This is a genomic window from Arthrobacter globiformis, assembly GCF_030817195.1.
GTDB lineage: Bacteria > Actinomycetota > Actinomycetes > Actinomycetales > Micrococcaceae > Arthrobacter > Arthrobacter globiformis_D.
The window spans coordinates 3,674,997-3,691,214 of sequence record NZ_JAUSYZ010000001.1 but is presented as its reverse complement, the minus strand read 5'-3'; the positions used below and the strand labels follow the sequence as shown (position 1 = coordinate 3,691,214).

The window sequence follows — 16,218 nt, the reverse complement described above, 5'->3', positions numbered from 1 at the left end:
CGATGATCGGAGATATCAACATTTCGGCTGCTGCTGCGACCTGGCACGGCCGAAGCCCGGATCAAAGGAGATTTTCGGTGAAGAAATTTTCATGGCGGAAGGCGGCGCTGGTTGCCGCGGTCGTGCCGATGATGGCCCTCAGCGCCTGCTCATCCACCGGCGGAAGGCCGGCGGAAAACGGAAATGCCGCGGCCGGCGGCCAGGCCGCGTCGACGCCGCGCATCAAGGTCGCCCTCATCACGCATGCCGCTCCCGGGGACACCTTCTGGGACATTGTCCGCAAGGGCGCTGAGGAAGCCGCAGCCAAGGACAATGTGGAGCTGCTCTACACCTCGGACCCCGAAGGCGGACGCCAGGCACAGCTTGTCCAGCAGGCGATTGATCAGAAGGTGGACGGCATTGCCGTGACACTGGCTAAGCCGGACGCGTTGAAGGACTCCCTCAAGAAGGCCACGGACGCGGGTATTCCTGTAGTCAGCCTTAATGCCGGCGAATCGGTCTCTGCACAATTGGGCGCCTTCACCCACTTCGGGTCAAACGAAAAGCTCGCTGGCGTCGCCGTCGGAACGAAGCTCAGCGAACTGGGCCTCAAACACCCCATCTGTGTCATCCAAGAGCAGGGGCATGTGGGTCTGGAGGCCCGCTGCGCAGGGGTCAAGGAAAAGGTGGCGGGAACGGAGATCCTGTACGTTCCCGGTACTGACATGGCCCAGGTTTCCTCCACGGTTACCGCCAAACTGCAGGCTACTGCTGATGCCGATGCCATCGTTGGCTTGGGTGCGCCCTACACATTGACCATCCTGAAGGCCGTGACCGGCGCCGGCAGCAAGGCCAAGGTGGCCTCGTTCGACATGAACCCTGAGCTCGCCCAGAAAATTGCCGACGGAGATGTCATTTTTACAGTTGACCAGCAGCCGTGGCTGCAGGGCTACGGCTCAATTGATGCACTGTGGCAGGCCAAGCGCGGTGGATTCAAGATCGGCGGCGGGCAGCCCGTGCTGACCGGCCCGTCCATCGTCGACAAGGCAGCAGCCAATGACGTCCTCAAGTTCGCCAAGGACGGCATCCGCTAACAGCCCGCCAGCCGGGCCCGGCCAACGCCGGGCCCGGAAGCAAGGAGAACCATCATGACCATGACCCCAACAATGACAAAACCAGCTGTGGCAGATGAGCGCGTTGCAAAACGTAACCCCCTGCAGAAGCTGCTCGGACGCCCGGAAGTTGGCGCCCTCGTCGGCGCGATCGTCCTCTTCGTCTTCTTCGCCTCGGTATCGCAGACGTTCATCCAGCCGAATGCCTTCGCCACAGTGCTTTACGGCAGTTCCACCATCGGCATCATGGCCGTGGGTGTGTCCCTGCTGATGATTGGCGGCGAGTTCGACCTTTCCACAGGCGTTGCAGTCATCAGTTCCGCCCTCACAGCGTCGATGTTCAGCTGGTACTTCAGTATGAACGTCTGGGTCGGGGTGATCCTGGCCCTCGTGGTCTCGCTCGGCATCGGGTACATCAACGGCTGGATCCTGATGAAGACCAAGTTGCCCAGCTTCATCGTCACGCTCGCGACGTTCCTGATGCTGACCGGCCTTAATCTTGGCCTGACCCGCATGATCGGTGGCGGCGTGTCCTCCCCGTCCATCTCCACCATGGACGGCTACCAGGCGGCTCGTGCCATCTTTGCCTCCTCGGTAAACATCGCCGGGGTGGATGTCAAAAACACCGTCTTCATCTGGATCGCCTTGGTTGCCGTGGCATCCTGGGTGCTGCTGCGCACCAAGGTGGGCAACTGGATCTTCGCGGTCGGCGGTGACGCCAACGCCGCCCGCGCCGTGGGCGTCCCTGTCAAAGCGACAAAGATCGGCCTGTTCATGGCGGTCGGTTTCTGCGGCTGGATCCTAGGCATGCACAACCTGTTCGCGTTCGACGCCGTCCAGTCCGGCGAGGGTGTGGGCAACGAATTCCTCTATATCATCGCTGCCGTCATCGGTGGCTGCCTGCTCACCGGCGGATACGGATCTGCCGTTGGCGGTGCCATCGGCGCATTCATCTTCGGCATGGCCAACAAGGGCATCGTGTACGCGCAGTGGAACCCGGACTGGTTCAAGTTCTTCCTGGGCCTGATGCTGCTCCTGGCCACCATCGTGAACCTGATCGTCAAGCGCCGCGCCGAACTGAAGTAGAAGGGGCCGAACACCAATGAATGCACACCGGATCGATCAGCAGACACTGCTGAAAGAAGAAAAAGACCCGCTGACCCACACCCCCGTGCACCTGCTTTCGCTTGAGAATGTGGGAAAGCATTACGGGAACATCGTCGCCCTCACGGACGTCACCATGGCCGTGGACAACGGCCGGGTCACTTGCGTCCTTGGCGACAACGGCGCCGGCAAATCCACTCTGATCAAAATCATCGCCGGCCTGCACCAGCACGACGAAGGCGTGCTCCACATCATGGGCGAAGAACGGAAATTCGATTCGCCCCGCGATGCACTGGACGCCGGCATCGCCACCGTCTACCAGGACCTCGCCGTCGTCCCCCTGATGCCCATCTGGCGCAACTTCTTCCTCGGCTCCGAGCTGACCACCGGCTTCGGCCTGTTCAAGCGCATGGACGTCCAGGCCATGAAGGACATCACCAAAAAAGAACTTGCCGATATGGGCATCGACCTGCGCGACGTCGAACAGCCCATCGGGCAGCTCTCCGGCGGTGAACGCCAGTGCGTCGCGATCGCCCGCGCCGTCTACTTCGGGGCGAAGGTCCTGATCCTGGACGAGCCAACGGCAGCGCTCGGCGTCAAGCAGTCGGGCGTCGTGTTGCGCTACATCCTGCAGGCTCGCGATCGGGGACTGGGCGTCATCTTCATCACCCACAACCCCCACCATGCCTTCCCGGTCGGGGACCGCTTCCTGCTGCTCAAACGCGGCAGATCGATCGGCTATTACGACAAGAAGGACATCACCCTCGACGAACTCACCGCCCAAATGGCCGGCGGCGCCGAACTCGCGGAACTCGCCCACGAACTCGAACAGCTCGGCGGGCACGGCGACGTGGTCAAGGAAGTGCAGGCCGAAGTCGCCGACGTGGCTGACTCCACGGCCGACGCCCGCCGGGCGTCGAAGTAGGGGAGCCGTGACAAGGACCAGCATGACAGAAGTAACTCTCGGACTCGTGGGAGTGGGCCGAATCGGCGCCATGCACGCCCGGAACATCACCGGCCTCAATGAGCTGATGGGGCCGCAGGGCGCCCCGGTGCACCTCAAGCTGACCGACGTTGCCGCAGAACACGCCCGCTCGCTGGCCGGCGGAATCGGCGCCGGGTTCCTTCCCTCCGTTGAAGCCCTGCTTGACTCCGGCATCGACGGGCTGGTCATCGCTACCGGAACGGCCACGCATCCGGCCCTGATCAGGGCCGGTGTGGACGCCGGGATCCCGGTGTTCTGCGAAAAGCCTGTGGCCGTGAACGTCGAGGAATCACTGCCTGTCCTCGACCATATCCGCGCCACGGGCGGCACTGTGCAGATCGGACACCAGCGCCGGTTCGACCCGGGTTACCTGGAGGCCAAGCGCGCCTTCGACGCCGGGGAGCTGGGATGGCTTCACACGGTCAGGGCGGTGACGTGCGACATGACGCCGCCGCCGGTGGAGTTCCTCGCGACGTCCGGCGGGCTCTTCCGCGACTGCTCCGTCCACGACTTCGACATTCTCCGCTGGCTCACCGGCAAGGAAATCGTGGAGGTCTTCGCCAAGGGTTCCAACAACGGTGACCCGGCAATCGGCGCCGTCGGCGACGTGGATACGGCGCTGGCCGTGGTGACGTTCGACGACGGCAGCGTAGGCACCGTCTCGGCCACCCGCTACAACGGGGCAGGACACGACGTCCGGCTGGAACTCCAGGGGTCCGCCGGCTCCGTCATGGTGGGGATGGATGAGCAAATGGCGATGACCTCCGCCGAACCCGGGGTGGGTTTCCCGGCGGGGCCGCCGCACAGGACGTTCGCCGAGCGGTTCCACACGGCGTACCGTGCGGAGATGGCGGCCTTCGTGGAACTGGTGCTGGGGAAGCGGCAGAACCCGTGTACGCCGGAGGACGCCGTCGCAGCGTCCATGGTGGCGGACGCGGCCCAGGCGTCACTGCAGTCCGGGGAGCCCGTGCGGGTCGCGCTCCAGGAGGCGGGCTGACGCGGGAAGAGCCTGGCGTGGCATCTGCGGGGACCCGCCCCGCGGCTGCGTGCCAAAGAAAAACACAAGGGCCTTCCCGTAGCCTCCCTGCATCCAATAAGCGGGGAGGCGGCTGTCCCCAAGGTCAGGGAGGGAGCACGATGAAAACTTTGCTGCGCGGGGGGGTGGGCTGCTGGTGCGCCTTGGGGTGCTGCCGATGCCCGCCTCGTCCAGGTGCTGCGCCCGGCGGCGTTGCCCTCGCTGCGTATTCTGCTTGGAGTCCTGTTCATGTGGTTCGGTGCACTGAAAGTGGCAGGCCTATCGCCGGTTGCCGATATGAAGGACCTCGTCCTCATCGGCGCGAGGCTGGCCTTGATCGCCCATGCTCCCGCCAAGTCACGGAACCGCGGCGAGGCATGGCCGCGGGCAACACCTGCCGGGGCGGCCGTTCAGAAATAATGCAGGCCCCCAGGTGACGGTGCCCTGCCGCGCGGCCCAGCGCCCGGCACCGGCATGGAATCAGTACTGGATCGTCCCGGTTTTCCCGAGCGCAGGGACAGGGTTGCCGCTTCGGCAATGGCCTGGGCCTTCAGGCCATCCTGGAGTGACGGCGCGAAGGCCGGGCCGCCGTGGCTGCAGTTCCGTTCTCCAATGCGGCCACGAAGTGGCTCAGGGCGGCCCCGTAGGTCGGCTGGACCCGTTCGAACCAGCCGGGATGCATGCCGTCGTCCACCACCTTCCCTGAGTAGTAGCGGGACACCGCGCCCAAACGGTGGCGGCCGGCCTCGGCCATGTCCTCTGATCCCATGATTTCAATCCGCTCGTCGTAGCTGTACCCGGTGCGGCGCGCGCAATCGATTTGGACCAGCGCGCCGCCGGGAAGCCGGAGGGACATCGAAGAAGTGAACCGTCGGGTCGCGCCTCTGGCCGCCTGACGTGGCGATGTAGGCGAGCGGCACCATGGCCGGGCCGGGGCTGGTGAGCTGGATCAGCTCCACAGCACCGATTTCCCCGGCATCGACTATCCGTTTGAGCTCGGCATAGTCGCGGTCAAAGCGGCGGTTGAAGTCCACCATGACAGGCACCGCCTGCTTGGCGGCAAAGGCAGCAGTCTCCCGTGGTTGGCTACGACAACACGTATCTGGCCCGCATTCGCCACCTGTCCCTGAGCTCTGTGGACAACGGCAATCTTGCGGTGGGGGTCCAGGCCGGCAAGTACATCCTGGAGCGGCTGGGCAATACTGACTTGCCTGGCCGGAAGCATTTGGTCAGCAGCGAGCTGCAGGGCAGGGGTTCTTCCGGCAGTGCGCCGGATGCCGGGGGAGCCTGAAGCCGGGGACTGAAGGCCAGGGCTGCCGTTTGACCCGGCGGGATACCGTTCGCCTGCAGGAAACTGCCCGGCGGTTGCACGGCAGGGCAACGGGATATCGCTCAGACTTCTCCCCCGACTTGCCGGGCATTAGCATCGGCGTATGGTTGATACGTCAAAGCGCGCCAATGGCCCTTTAGCGCATGGAGCCCTGCAGTGAGTCCGGACCCTCGGCTCATCAGCCGCCGTCACTTACTTTCGGCAGGGGCAATCGCCGGGCTGGGTGCCACCTTCTCAGGTTCGCGCTCCGATGCAGCAGCCCTGGTTGTCCCTGGCGCGCGGCAGTTCACCGTCAACCAGCCGCTAGTGGATGCATTCGTACGGCGGAGGGGTGGTCCGATTGGAACGTCCGGGAAGGTAGCTGTCGCCTTCAGATGTGACCATCATCTAAACAAGTTCATCCAGAACCTCCTGCCGTTTCATCGGAAGTACCAAATCCCCGTCACCGTCGCCGCAATGTCGCAAATGTTCAGCATCGAAGCAGGTGTGAACGGAAGCACCAGCATGTCTTTTCCGGCCCTTCAGCGGATGGCGCTAGAAAACGGTTTTGAAGTTGCCAATCATGGAGCCACGCATCGCGACGCACCCACGAGCCAGGATCTGCGGAACGAGATTGTTCACTCCAAGGCCAAGCTCAGCATGTCCTTGCCAAAACTGCCGATCGAGCTGTTCGTCCCGCCCGGCGTTGGCGGCACTGGCTACCAAGGCTTCAATGGCGGCCTGGCGCCCTCGTCGTTTCAGCGGTATTTAGCAGGCAGACTGATCTTGCAGGAACACGCGCTGTCGACGGGTTATACGCCAGGATACTGGTCGATGTCCGGCGATCCGCTTGACAGCATGGGAAACGTTCACGTCGGGTTGGATGCGGCGGTCTTCGCGCGGCGTGGTCCTTTATTTGTTCAGGCTGCCGGACAGCTAGGCCGTGGTGTCAGCTTCATGTATCACCCCAGTTCGCTCGACACGGCGGGCCTCCAAGCCATTGAGCAGTTCATGGCTTGGTGTGCAGCAGAGCGGGATGCGGGCCGCTTGGAGATTCTTACTGTGACTGGGCTCATGATGTCCAGCTTCTCGGGTTCGATTCGACATAACCTCTTATCTGGCACGTCAAGCTTCAAGAGCGGCTGGAACGGGTGGAACGGCTCGGCAGCCCGCTGGATCCTCCAAAAAGAACCAGCTGCGTGGTACGCCCGGCGCGGGGCCCAATCGGCTGCGTTATTCAAGGACGTGCTTATCGGAGACCACGCCGGTTCTGTACGGCAGCTTCGTATACCCTTCCGGTCTCCACAAGGCACCCGAGTCAGAATAGAAGTATTCGATGTTCATTTCCCTGGACATCTCCGTGTGACCAGGGAAATTTCATTGCCAGCGTCAGCCGATTTTCGGCTGGTGCACCAGTATCTTGCGCTGCCTCTCACCGGAACCAGTATCGTCCGGGTCCAGATCACGCCCCTTAGCGGGGGAGAACTGCATGTGCAGGAGCCGCAACTCCTCGCCGCTTAGGCTGTTGCTCCTTGCCCAGGACGACGCCAAGTTCCCGTGGCTGATGGCCGAGGGCTCATGACGCTACCAGTGGCGGGAGCCGCAAAAGCAAGTAGTCCAGACACGAAAAGACAGGTAATGACTACGCTTTGTGACTCCCGACGGGCAGGAGCAGTATTGCGTATGGCTTCTTACATCACAGATTCCCAAGCGTTGGAACACCGTTGCCAGTGCTGCGGCAAGCATGCAGACGATGTCTTCTGCGAAGAGTGCAACGACCATTTCCAAGTGGCGCGGCCGACGCCAGAGCGAACGCAGTGTAGAGCGTAATTGTTCTCTCCCGAAGCTACCAAACTTACAGCGGATGGCCGCTAAGCAACTCTTTACTCGCCCCAGCCGTCCTGGTGGCAAGAGCGTGTGACGCTGGGAACCGCTTGCGAAATTGACAGGTAGCGCACGGCCCACGCAATTGGTCCGCAGTTACCTGCCGCTCCAACAGTAGGTTCCGAAGAGCTTCCGCAGTGGCAGAAAGCCCCCGCATCCTTTTGGGGTTGATGCAGGGGCTTCCTCCAAGCAGGCGCCACGACGGTTGGGGGATGCCTGGCGCCTTGGTAAGAGTAGCAGGCGGCCTGTGCGGGCTCGTCCTCAGAAATGGGGAGCCACTCATTGGATTACGGGCTGACTGTCTTGGCTTCCACAGGGCTCTATCGCCGTCTTCGCCCACGGAACGACAAGTCCGCCGTGGGCGAAGACGGCGATGAGACCGACAGCGCCTGTGACCTGCCAGAAAGCTCTTGGGTCAGCAAAGAAGAAGGCCCCGACCACGCGTTTCCGCTGGTCGGGGCCTTTTCGGTGGTGCACCCCCCGGGACTTGAACCCGGAACCCATTGATTAAGAGTCAATTGCTCTGCCAATTGAGCTAGAGGTGCATCTGCTGTTTCGTTCATCCGTGGGCTTTTGTTTCCCTCGTTGACCTCCGCAACGACATGAAACTCTACACGAAGTTTTGGCCAGTGTGAAATCGAGGGGCGTGGAAGGTCCCTCCGCTAGCGTGGAACCCTCAAAATCAGCGCGAAATCAGGGTTTTGGTTGTTGCTGAGGGCCCACAAATCCCCGTTCGGGGCCAGCGAAACGTTCCTAATTCGCCCGAACTCCTGTGTGAAGTAGCCCACAGGAGTGCCGGCATTTTCGCCGTTGAGCGGGACTGCCCAGATGCGCTGGCCCCTCAAGGCACCGAGGTAGGCCGTGCTGCCAACAATTTCGAGTCCGCTGGGGGAGGAGTCCGCCGTTGACGGCCAGACAACCTTGGCGTCGATGAAGCCGTCCCGGTGGGGTGCCCCGGTGACTTCGGGCCACCCGTAATTTCCGCCGGGCTGGATCAGGTTGAGTTCGTCATTGACGTCGGGTCCGAATTCGCTGGCCCAGAGCCTGCCCTGGCCGTCCCACGCCAGGCCCTGCACGTTCCGGTGTCCGAGGCTGTAGACGGGGTTGTTCGGGAAAGGATTGCCGGGCGCGGGGGCGCCGTCCTTGGTGAGCCGCAGGATCTTGCCGCCCAGGGCGTTCCGGTCCTGCGGCTGCTCCCGGCGCTGCGAGTCGCCGGTGCCGACGTAGAGGAACCCGTCCGGGCCGAAACGGATCCTGCCGCCGTTGTGGGTGGAGGCCTTGGACATGCCGGAGAAGATCACCTCCGGCTCGCCCAGCCGAAGAGTCCCGTCGGCGCCCTCCAAACGCATGCGGGCAATCCGGTTGTCGTCGGCCGAAGTGAAGTAGGCGTAGAGATAGCGGTCCGAGGCAAAGCCGGGCGACAAAGCCAGGCCCAGCAGCCCGCCCTCACCGCCGGGAACGACTCCGGGAACGGCCCCGATGGTGCTGACCTTGCCGTCCGTCACAGACTTGAGCAGGGCGGAATCGCGTTCGGAAATAACTGCTGCGCCGTCCGGCAGGAACACCGTCGACCAGGGAATCTGCAGTCCCTCGATCCTGCTCCGCACTTCCGGCGCCCGTGGCGCCGATGGTGCGGCCGTACCGGAAGCAGCGGGCGCACTTGTTTCTGAAGTGCCGGTGCCCGAGGTGCTTGTCCCCGGCGTGCCGCTGCCCGGGACGGGCTGACCGCCGTCGCCCGTGCACCCGGACAGCGACATCGTGAGGGCGGACAATGCCAGGGCGGTCACTGCCAGGGGCATGCCGGCGGCCGCCGTTGCGGGCTTTCCGGGGTGGCTGCGTGTCATTCGCTTCCTCCGGCCGCAGTCTGTCGCCGCCGCGTGGGCGTTAACGCCGGGACCGGCGGGGCGCCCGGAACCCGGCAGCCTCGGCGTGCGCCGGGGAAAGGAACCAGACTTCCGCCCTGGCTTCCTGGTAGCCGGCGCTGTCTTCGTCGTAATAGGTCATCGCGCTGACGTCGCCCTTGACGGCGTATCCGTCCGGGGCGCTGCCGTCTGCGTACGGCGAGGCCGAACCCTCGCCGTAGGGGTGGTCCGCCGCGGTTTCCGAGCCTTCACCGGACGCCTGCTTGTGGGGGATGGGCTGTTCGCCGAAACCCCGTTCCGCGCCGAAGCCCTGTTCCAGGTGGTGAGGCTGGGGTTCGCGGTGGTGGGGCGGGGCGTCGTGGCTGGCTCCGGCTTCCGTCGCAGCGGAGGACTGGATCCGCTGCTGGGTCTCAGCCTCAGCGTCCAGGGCTTCGGCCGCGGCCGATTCCGCGCCCGGCAGGGTGGGGGAGTGCGGGGCCGTGTACTCGGCGTGGTGCGTCGGGGTGGCAGGCTGCGCCGCAGCCCGCGGGGTCGAACTGCCTGCCTCGGCACTGCCCGCATCCGACCACTGGGCATCCCATTCGGCCTTGTCCCCGTCGTCGTCCCAGTCGTCAACATCTCCTCCGGCGGGCCGCGCCGAGGAGGGCCGGGCGGTGGCGGCCTGCCAGGATTCGATGTCGGGTTCCACGTCCTCGGGCTCCGGGCGCGCGGCTGCGGGGGCGGGCCGGCCCGTCAGCGGCGCGGCTTCCGCGGCTGCCGGTCCTGGGCCTAAGTCCGGTTTGGCGGCCGGTTCGGCGGCCGGTTCAGCCAAGCGGCCTGTTTCCGGTACCGTCCGGGTGGTGTCTGACGGAGGCCCCACCGCCGCTGCGGTGGCAGAAGCCGCCGACGGCGTCTCTGCCCTTACGGCTGATGATGCGGAAGCGGTTCCGGCCGGGGACGTCACCTGTTCGGTCCTGGCCGCGTCGGCTGCCGTTCCCCGTGAGTTCCGGTTCAGCAGCCACCAGACGATAGCGATGATCAAAACAATGACAATGACCCAGATAATCCACTCCATAGCAAAACCTTTCATCCGTCACGCGAGGTTGCCGTTGCTTGACGGTACGTCGCTGTCAATAGGGCTGTCTAGGCTTGTCAACGCCAGCAGGGCCGAGGGCTGGCAGGGCCTCCATCCCAGGATGTGAGACGTAAGTCCACTATTTGATCGAATTTTTCTGGAAATTGGGCCAAACCGGCCACTTCCGGTCGTTGGCGGCCTTTGAGGAGTCATAGACTTTGACCCATGAGTGAGGACACCCAGATCGCAACCGAAAACAAGCCTGACATCAAGCCCCGGAGCCGGATTGTCACCGACGGCATTCACGCAGCTCCGGCACGTGGAATGTTCCGGGCCGTGGGCATGGGCGACGACGACTTCGCCAAGCCCCAGATCGGCGTCGCGAGCTCCTGGAACGAAATCACTCCCTGCAACCTGTCCCTGAACCGGCTGGCCCAGGGAGCCAAGGAAGGCGTCCACGCCGGCGGCGGATTCCCGATGCAGTTCGGCACCATCTCCGTTTCCGACGGCATCTCCATGGGCCACGAGGGCATGCACTTCTCCCTGGTCTCCCGCGAAGTCATCGCCGACTCCGTGGAAACGGTCATGCAGGCGGAGCGCATCGACGGCTCCGTGCTGCTGGCCGGCTGCGACAAGTCCCTCCCGGGCATGCTCATGGCAGCCGCGCGCCTGGACCTCGCCAGCGTGTTCCTGTACGCCGGCTCGATCATGCCGGGCTGGGTCAAGCTTGAGGACGGCTCCGAAAAGGAAGTCACGCTGATCGACGCCTTCGAAGCCGTTGGCGCGTGCGCTGCCGGCAAGATGAGCATGGAAGACCTCACCCGCATTGAGAAGGCCATCTGTCCCGGCGAAGGCGCCTGCGGCGGCATGTACACCGCCAACACCATGGCCTGCATCGGTGAGGCCCTGGGCATGTCTCTCCCCGGCTCCGCCGCCCCGCCCTCGGCAGACCGCCGTCGTGATGAATTCGCCCGCAAGTCCGGCGAGGCAGTGGTGAACCTGCTCCGCAAGGGCATCACCGCCCGGGACATCATGACCAAGAAGGCGTTCGAAAACGCCATCGCCGTCACCATGGCCTTCGGCGGATCCACCAACGCCGTCCTGCACCTGCTGGCGATCGCCCGCGAGGCAGAGGTCGAACTGACCCTGGACGACTTCAACCGCATCGGCGACAAGATCCCGCACCTGGGCGACCTGAAGCCGTTCGGCCGTTATGTCATGACGGACGTCGACAAGATCGGCGGCGTCCCCGTGATCATGAAGGCCCTGCTCGACGCCGGCCTGCTGCATGGCGACTGCCTCACCGTCACCGGCAAGACTGTCGCCGAGAACCTGGCTTCGATCAACCCGCCGGACCTGGACGGCAAGATCCTCCGCGCGCTGGACAACCCGATCCACAAGACCGGCGGCATCACCATCCTGCACGGCTCGCTCGCCCCCGAGGGTGCCGTGGTGAAGAGCGCCGGCTTCGACGCCGACGTCTTCGAAGGCAGCGCCCGGGTGTTCGAGCGTGAACAGGGCGCCCTGGACGCGCTGGACAACGGCGAGATCCAGAAGGGCGACGTCGTGGTGATCCGCTACGAAGGCCCCAAGGGCGGTCCGGGAATGCGCGAGATGCTGGCCATCACGGGGGCCATCAAGGGTGCGGGCCTGGGCAAGGATGTCCTGCTGCTCACCGATGGCCGCTTCTCAGGCGGCACCACCGGCCTGTGCATCGGCCACGTTGCCCCCGAAGCGGTCGACGGCGGCCCCATCGCCTTCGTGAAGGACGGCGACCGGATCCGCGTCGACATCGCCGCACGCACCTTCGACCTGCTCGTTGACGACGCAGAACTCGAAGCCCGCAAGGAAGGCTGGGCACCGCTGCCGGCCAAGTTCACCAAGGGCGTCCTGGCCAAGTACGCCAAGCTGGTGCACAGCGCCTCCACCGGCGCATACTGCGGGTGATACCTTCCCCTTGCGGGCGGCGCTGAGCGCCGGCCGCAAGGGGCCCGTCGGCATCACCCTTATTAAGCGCTGCCGCCTTGTGCGGGGTTCGTTCCGGAGGGATATCGTTGGGAGTAACCGGCCGGCAACCTGTTCGGCTAGTGGACGATGGAGTCCACAATGTGAGACGCGGGCCGTGCTCGTTGACACGTATCTCACTTAGAGGGAAAACTGAACGCATGATCGCATTCGTTACCGTCGGCACCGTCGTCGTACTTACCAAGCGCGTGGCTCCATAGCCCGACTGGTAACGAACTGTCACGCGCAACCCCTCGAAAAGCCATCAGGCTGAGGGGTTTTTTTATTTTCCCGGCGGGACGGAACGTTCAGTTTTCCCTAGCACCACACCAATTCAAGATCCACTAAGGAAGAGTTCGATGAGCAAAGGATCGCCCATCAGCCCCTCGCTGATGGCTTCAAAGTCCGCTGGAGCCGCCAAGGCTCCGGAACGCGTCGACAAGCCGGCCGAGGCCGGGGTCGACACTGCTGCAGCCGCCTCTCCTGTCCTTGGGCCGAACAACGTCGTACCCCCGACGGTGATGACCGGCTCAGAAGCAATTGTCCGTTCGCTCGAAGAACTCGGCGTCGACGACATTTTCGGTTTGCCCGGTGGTGCGATCCTGCCCACCTACGACCCCTTGATGGCCTCCAAAATGAACCACGTTCTGGTCCGTCACGAACAGGGAGCCGGCCACGCCGCGCAAGGCTACGCCATGGTCACCGGGCGGGTGGGCGTCTGCATCGCCACCTCGGGCCCGGGTGCCACCAACCTCGTCACCGCCATCATGGATGCGCACATGGATTCCGTTCCGCTCGTGGCCATCACCGGCCAGGTATCCAGCGGAGTGATCGGCACCGATGCCTTTCAGGAAGCCGACATCGTGGGCATCACCATGCCCATCACCAAGCACTCGTTCCTGGTGACGGACCCCAACGACATTCCCCACGTCATGGCCGAGGCCTTCCACCTGGCCTCCACCGGACGTCCGGGCCCGGTCCTTGTTGACGTGGCGAAGGACGCCCAGCAGGGCCAGATGACCTTTTCGTGGCCGCCGAAGATTGACCTGCCCGGCTACCGGCCCGTGGTCCGCGGCCACAACAAGCAGGTGCGCGAAGCCGCGAAGCTGATTGCGGCAGCCAGCAAGCCGGTGCTCTATGTCGGCGGCGGTGTGGTCAAGGCCCACGCTTCCGCTGAACTGCGTGAACTGGCCGAGCTGACGGGCGCCCCCGTGGTGACCACCCTCATGGCCCGCGGCGTCTTCCCGGACTCGCACCCGCAGCACGTGGGCATGCCCGGCATGCACGGCACCGTCTCGGCCGTGACGGCGCTGCAGCAGTCGGACCTGCTGGTGACCCTGGGCGCGCGCTTTGACGACCGCGTCACGGGCGTCCTGAAGACCTTCGCGCCCAACGCCAAGGTCATCCACGCGGACATCGACCCCGCGGAAATCTCCAAGAACCGCACCGCCGATGTTCCCATCGTGGGCTCCGTGAAGGAGATCATCCCGGAACTGACTGAAGCCGTCCGGACCCAGTTCGGCACCTCCGGCACCCCGGACCTGGCCAACTGGTGGGCCTTCCTGAACAACCTGAAGGAAACCTACCCGCTGGGCTGGACCGAACCCGAGGACGGCCTGAGTGCCCCGCAGCGCGTCATCGAGCGCATCGGTGCCCTGACCGGTCCCGAGGGCATCTACGTTGCCGGTGTGGGCCAGCACCAGATGTGGGCTGCGCAGTTCATCAAGTACGAGCGTCCGCATGCCTGGCTGAACTCCGGCGGTGCCGGCACCATGGGCTACGCCGTTCCGGCGGCCATGGGCGCCAAGGTGGGGGAGCCGGACCGTGTGGTCTGGGCCATCGACGGCGACGGCTGCTTCCAGATGACCAACCAGGAGCTGGCCACCTGCGCCATCAACAACATCCCCATCAAGGTTGCTGTGATCAACAACTCCTCGCTGGGCATGGTGCGCCAGTGGCAGACCCTCTTCTACGAGGGCCGCTACTCCAACACCGACCTGAACACCGGCCACGAGACCATCCGGATCCCGGACTTCGTCAAACTCGGTGAGGCCTACGGCTGCGCATCCTTCCGGTGCGAGCGGGACGAGGACATCGACGCAACAATCCAGAAGGCGCTGGAAATCAATGACCGCCCCGTGGTCATCGACTTCGTGGTCAGCCCCGACTCCATGGTGTGGCCAATGGTGCCCGCCGGGGTCAGCAACGACCAGATCCAGGTTGCCCGCAACATGACCCCGGAATGGGAAGAGGAGGACTGATCATGAGCCGCCACACACTGTCCGTTCTGGTCGAAGACAAGCCCGGTGTGCTGACCCGCGTGGCCAGCCTTTTCGCCCGCCGCGCCTTCAACATCAATTCCCTGGCCGTCGGCCCGACGGAAGTTCCGGGCATCTCCCGGATGACCGTCGTCGTCGACGCCGACGGCGACCTGATCGAACAGGTCACCAAGCAGTTGAACAAGCTGGTCAACGTGATCAAGATTGTTGAACTGACCTCCGAATCTTCCGTACAGCGCGACCACATCCTGGTCAAGGTACGTGCGGATGCCGCAACTCGTCTGCAGGTGACCCAGGCTGCAGACCTGTTCCGTGCTTCAGTGGTCGACGTCTCCACAGACTCGGTGGTCATTGAAGCAACTGGCCATCCCGAAAAGCTCACGGCACTGCTTTCAGTGCTGGAGCCCTTCGGTATCCGCGAAATTGTGCAGTCCGGCACCTTGGCCGTTGGACGGGGATCCCGCTCCATGAGTGATCGGGCGCTGCGCTCCGCCTAAGGCACAATCCAGGCGGCGCAACGCCTGCAAACGCAGCACCGACAGACACACATCTACAAGAAATCCACTCAAGAGGAGTTACGCAAGTGACTGAAATGTTTTACGACGACGACGCAGACCTGTCGATCATCCAGGGTCGCAAGGTTGCCATTGTCGGCTATGGCTCCCAGGGCCACGCCCACGCGCTGAACCTGCGCGATTCCGGCGTCGAGGTTGTCATTGCCCTCAAGGAAGGCTCCAGGTCCACCGCCAAGGCTGAGGACGCTGGCTTCCAGGTCAAGAACGTTGCCGACGCCGCCGAATGGGCCGACGTCATCATGATCCTGGCACCGGACCAGCACCAGCGCTCGATCTTCAACGACTCCATCAAGGACAAGCTGACCCCGGGCAAGGCACTCGCCTTCGCGCACGGCTTCAACATCCGCTTCGGCTACATCGAGGCACCGGAGGGCGTTGACGTCATCCTGGTCGCCCCGAAGGCCCCCGGCCACACGGTTCGCCGCGAGTTCGAAGCCGGCCGCGGCATCCCGGACATCATCGCCGTGGAGCAGGACGCTTCCGGTTCCGCATGGGAACTGGCCAAGTCCTACGCCAAGGCCATCGGCGGCACCCGCGCCGGTGTCATCAAGACCACCTTCACCGAAGAGACCGAAACCGACCTCTTCGGCGAGCAGGCTGTCCTGTGCGGCGGCGTGTCCCAGCTGATCCAGTACGGCTTCGAGACCCTGACCGAAGCCGGCTACCAGCCGCAGATCGCCTACTTCGAGGTGCTGCACGAGCTCAAGCTCATCGTCGACCTCATGTGGGAAGGCGGCATCGCCAAGCAGCGTTGGAGCGTTTCTGACACCGCCGAGTACGGCGACTACGTCTCCGGCCCGCGCGTCATCACCCCCGAGGTGAAGGAAAACATGAAGGCCGTCCTCGCGGACGTCCAGTCCGGTGCCTTCGCCAAGCGCTTCATCGAAGACCAGGACAACGGCGGCGTCGAGTTCAAGGAGCTGCGCGCCAAGGCAGAGTCCCACCCGATCGAGGGCGTTGGCCGCGAACTGCGCTCCCTGTTCTCCTGGCAGCAGCAGGACCAGGACTACGTAGAAGGCTCCGCAGCCCGCTAAGGCTGCGCCCTTCATAACGCGA

13 protein-coding genes and 1 tRNA gene are annotated in these 16,218 nt (G+C 64.2%); 10 read left to right on the top strand and 4 right to left on the bottom strand.

Annotated features, from left to right (window positions below):
- The first annotated feature begins 77 nt into the window (after window positions 1-77).
- From QF036_RS16800 to QF036_RS16785, 4 genes are read left to right on the top strand one after another with little or no spacing between them, the layout of a single operon-like run.
- A complete protein-coding gene (locus tag QF036_RS16800) occupies window positions 78-1,073 on the top strand; it encodes a substrate-binding domain-containing protein (protein ID WP_307103669.1) in 996 nt (331 codons plus the stop codon).
- Window positions 1,074-1,127: 54 nt separating this feature from the next.
- Window positions 1,128-2,177 carry an ABC transporter permease gene (locus QF036_RS16795; protein WP_306924266.1) on the top strand — a complete coding sequence of 350 codons (1,050 nt, stop codon included), beginning with the start codon at window positions 1,128-1,130 and terminating at the stop codon, window positions 2,175-2,177.
- Window positions 2,178-2,193: 16 nt separating this feature from the next.
- Window positions 2,194-3,120, top strand: coding sequence for an ATP-binding cassette domain-containing protein (locus QF036_RS16790; RefSeq protein ID WP_306924264.1), 927 nt, complete (start codon window positions 2,194-2,196; stop codon window positions 3,118-3,120).
- A gap of 22 nt (window positions 3,121-3,142) precedes the next feature.
- A complete protein-coding gene (locus QF036_RS16785; RefSeq protein ID WP_307103668.1) occupies window positions 3,143-4,177 on the top strand; it encodes a Gfo/Idh/MocA family oxidoreductase in 1,035 nt (344 codons plus the stop codon).
- 568 nt (window positions 4,178-4,745) lie between these two features.
- Here the strand turns inward: QF036_RS16785 and QF036_RS16780 are convergent.
- On the bottom strand, window positions 4,746-5,051 hold the full coding sequence (locus QF036_RS16780) for a hypothetical protein (protein WP_307103666.1): 306 nt from the start codon (window positions 5,049-5,051) through the stop codon (window positions 4,746-4,748).
- Between the two features lie 222 nt (window positions 5,052-5,273).
- On the opposite strand from QF036_RS16780, the gene QF036_RS16775 reads away from it, so the two are divergent.
- Window positions 5,274-5,486: a hypothetical protein gene (locus tag QF036_RS16775; RefSeq protein WP_307103664.1), complete on the top strand. Its 213-nt coding sequence runs from the start codon at window positions 5,274-5,276 to the stop codon at window positions 5,484-5,486.
- 195 nt (window positions 5,487-5,681) lie between these two features.
- Window positions 5,682-7,025 (top strand): polysaccharide deacetylase family protein, encoded by a 1,344-nt coding sequence (locus QF036_RS16770; protein WP_307103662.1) that lies wholly within the window; start codon window positions 5,682-5,684, stop codon window positions 7,023-7,025.
- Window positions 7,026-7,857: 832 nt separating this feature from the next.
- Here the strand turns inward: QF036_RS16770 and QF036_RS16765 are convergent.
- The 3 genes from QF036_RS16765 to QF036_RS16755 form a co-directional block, all read right to left on the bottom strand.
- Window positions 7,858-7,933, bottom strand: a tRNA-Lys gene (locus tag QF036_RS16765).
- 117 nt (window positions 7,934-8,050) lie between these two features.
- Window positions 8,051-9,232, bottom strand: a complete 1,182-nt coding sequence (locus QF036_RS16760; protein ID WP_307103660.1) for a PQQ-dependent sugar dehydrogenase — start codon at window positions 9,230-9,232, stop codon at window positions 8,051-8,053.
- Window positions 9,233-9,272: 40 nt separating this feature from the next.
- Entirely contained in the window at window positions 9,273-10,304 is a 1,032-nt protein-coding gene (locus tag QF036_RS16755; protein ID WP_307103658.1) for a sunset domain-containing protein, read from the bottom strand.
- A 225-nt stretch (window positions 10,305-10,529) separates the two neighbouring features.
- On the opposite strand from QF036_RS16755, the gene ilvD reads away from it, so the two are divergent.
- The 4 genes from ilvD (at window position 10,530) to ilvC (ending at window position 16,196) form a co-directional block, all read left to right on the top strand.
- Entirely contained in the window at window positions 10,530-12,251 is a 1,722-nt protein-coding gene (ilvD, locus tag QF036_RS16750) for a dihydroxy-acid dehydratase (protein ID WP_307103656.1), read from the top strand.
- A gap of 416 nt (window positions 12,252-12,667) precedes the next feature.
- Entirely contained in the window at window positions 12,668-14,569 is a 1,902-nt protein-coding gene (locus QF036_RS16745) for an acetolactate synthase large subunit (protein ID WP_307103653.1), read from the top strand.
- Between the two features lie 2 nt (window positions 14,570-14,571).
- On the top strand, window positions 14,572-15,084 hold the full coding sequence (gene ilvN / locus QF036_RS16740) for an acetolactate synthase small subunit (protein WP_003801493.1): 513 nt from the start codon (window positions 14,572-14,574) through the stop codon (window positions 15,082-15,084).
- A gap of 86 nt (window positions 15,085-15,170) precedes the next feature.
- Window positions 15,171-16,196: a ketol-acid reductoisomerase gene (gene ilvC, locus QF036_RS16735; protein WP_307103652.1), complete on the top strand. Its 1,026-nt coding sequence runs from the start codon at window positions 15,171-15,173 to the stop codon at window positions 16,194-16,196.
- The last annotated feature ends 22 nt before the right edge of the window (window positions 16,197-16,218 follow it).

What these genes read in the sequence shown, in the direction of transcription:
- QF036_RS16795 (WP_306924266.1), top strand. Translation starts at nt 1,128, where the DNA reads ATGACCATGACCCCAACAATGACAAAACCAGCTGTGGCAGATGAGCGC.
- QF036_RS16790 (WP_306924264.1), top strand. Translation starts at nt 2,194, where the DNA reads ATGAATGCACACCGGATCGATCAGCAGACACTGCTGAAAGAAGAAAAA.
- QF036_RS16785 (WP_307103668.1), top strand. Translation starts at nt 3,143, where the DNA reads ATGACAGAAGTAACTCTCGGACTCGTGGGAGTGGGCCGAATCGGCGCC.
- QF036_RS16780 (WP_307103666.1), bottom strand. Translation starts at nt 5,051, where the DNA reads ATGTCCCTCCGGCTTCCCGGCGGCGCGCTGGTCCAAATCGATTGCGCG.
- QF036_RS16760 (WP_307103660.1), bottom strand. Translation starts at nt 9,232, where the DNA reads ATGACACGCAGCCACCCCGGAAAGCCCGCAACGGCGGCCGCCGGCATG.
- QF036_RS16755 (WP_307103658.1), bottom strand. Translation starts at nt 10,304, where the DNA reads ATGGAGTGGATTATCTGGGTCATTGTCATTGTTTTGATCATCGCTATC.
- ilvD (WP_307103656.1), top strand. Translation starts at nt 10,530, where the DNA reads ATGAGTGAGGACACCCAGATCGCAACCGAAAACAAGCCTGACATCAAG.
- QF036_RS16745 (WP_307103653.1), top strand. Translation starts at nt 12,668, where the DNA reads ATGAGCAAAGGATCGCCCATCAGCCCCTCGCTGATGGCTTCAAAGTCC.
- ilvN (WP_003801493.1), top strand. Translation starts at nt 14,572, where the DNA reads ATGAGCCGCCACACACTGTCCGTTCTGGTCGAAGACAAGCCCGGTGTG.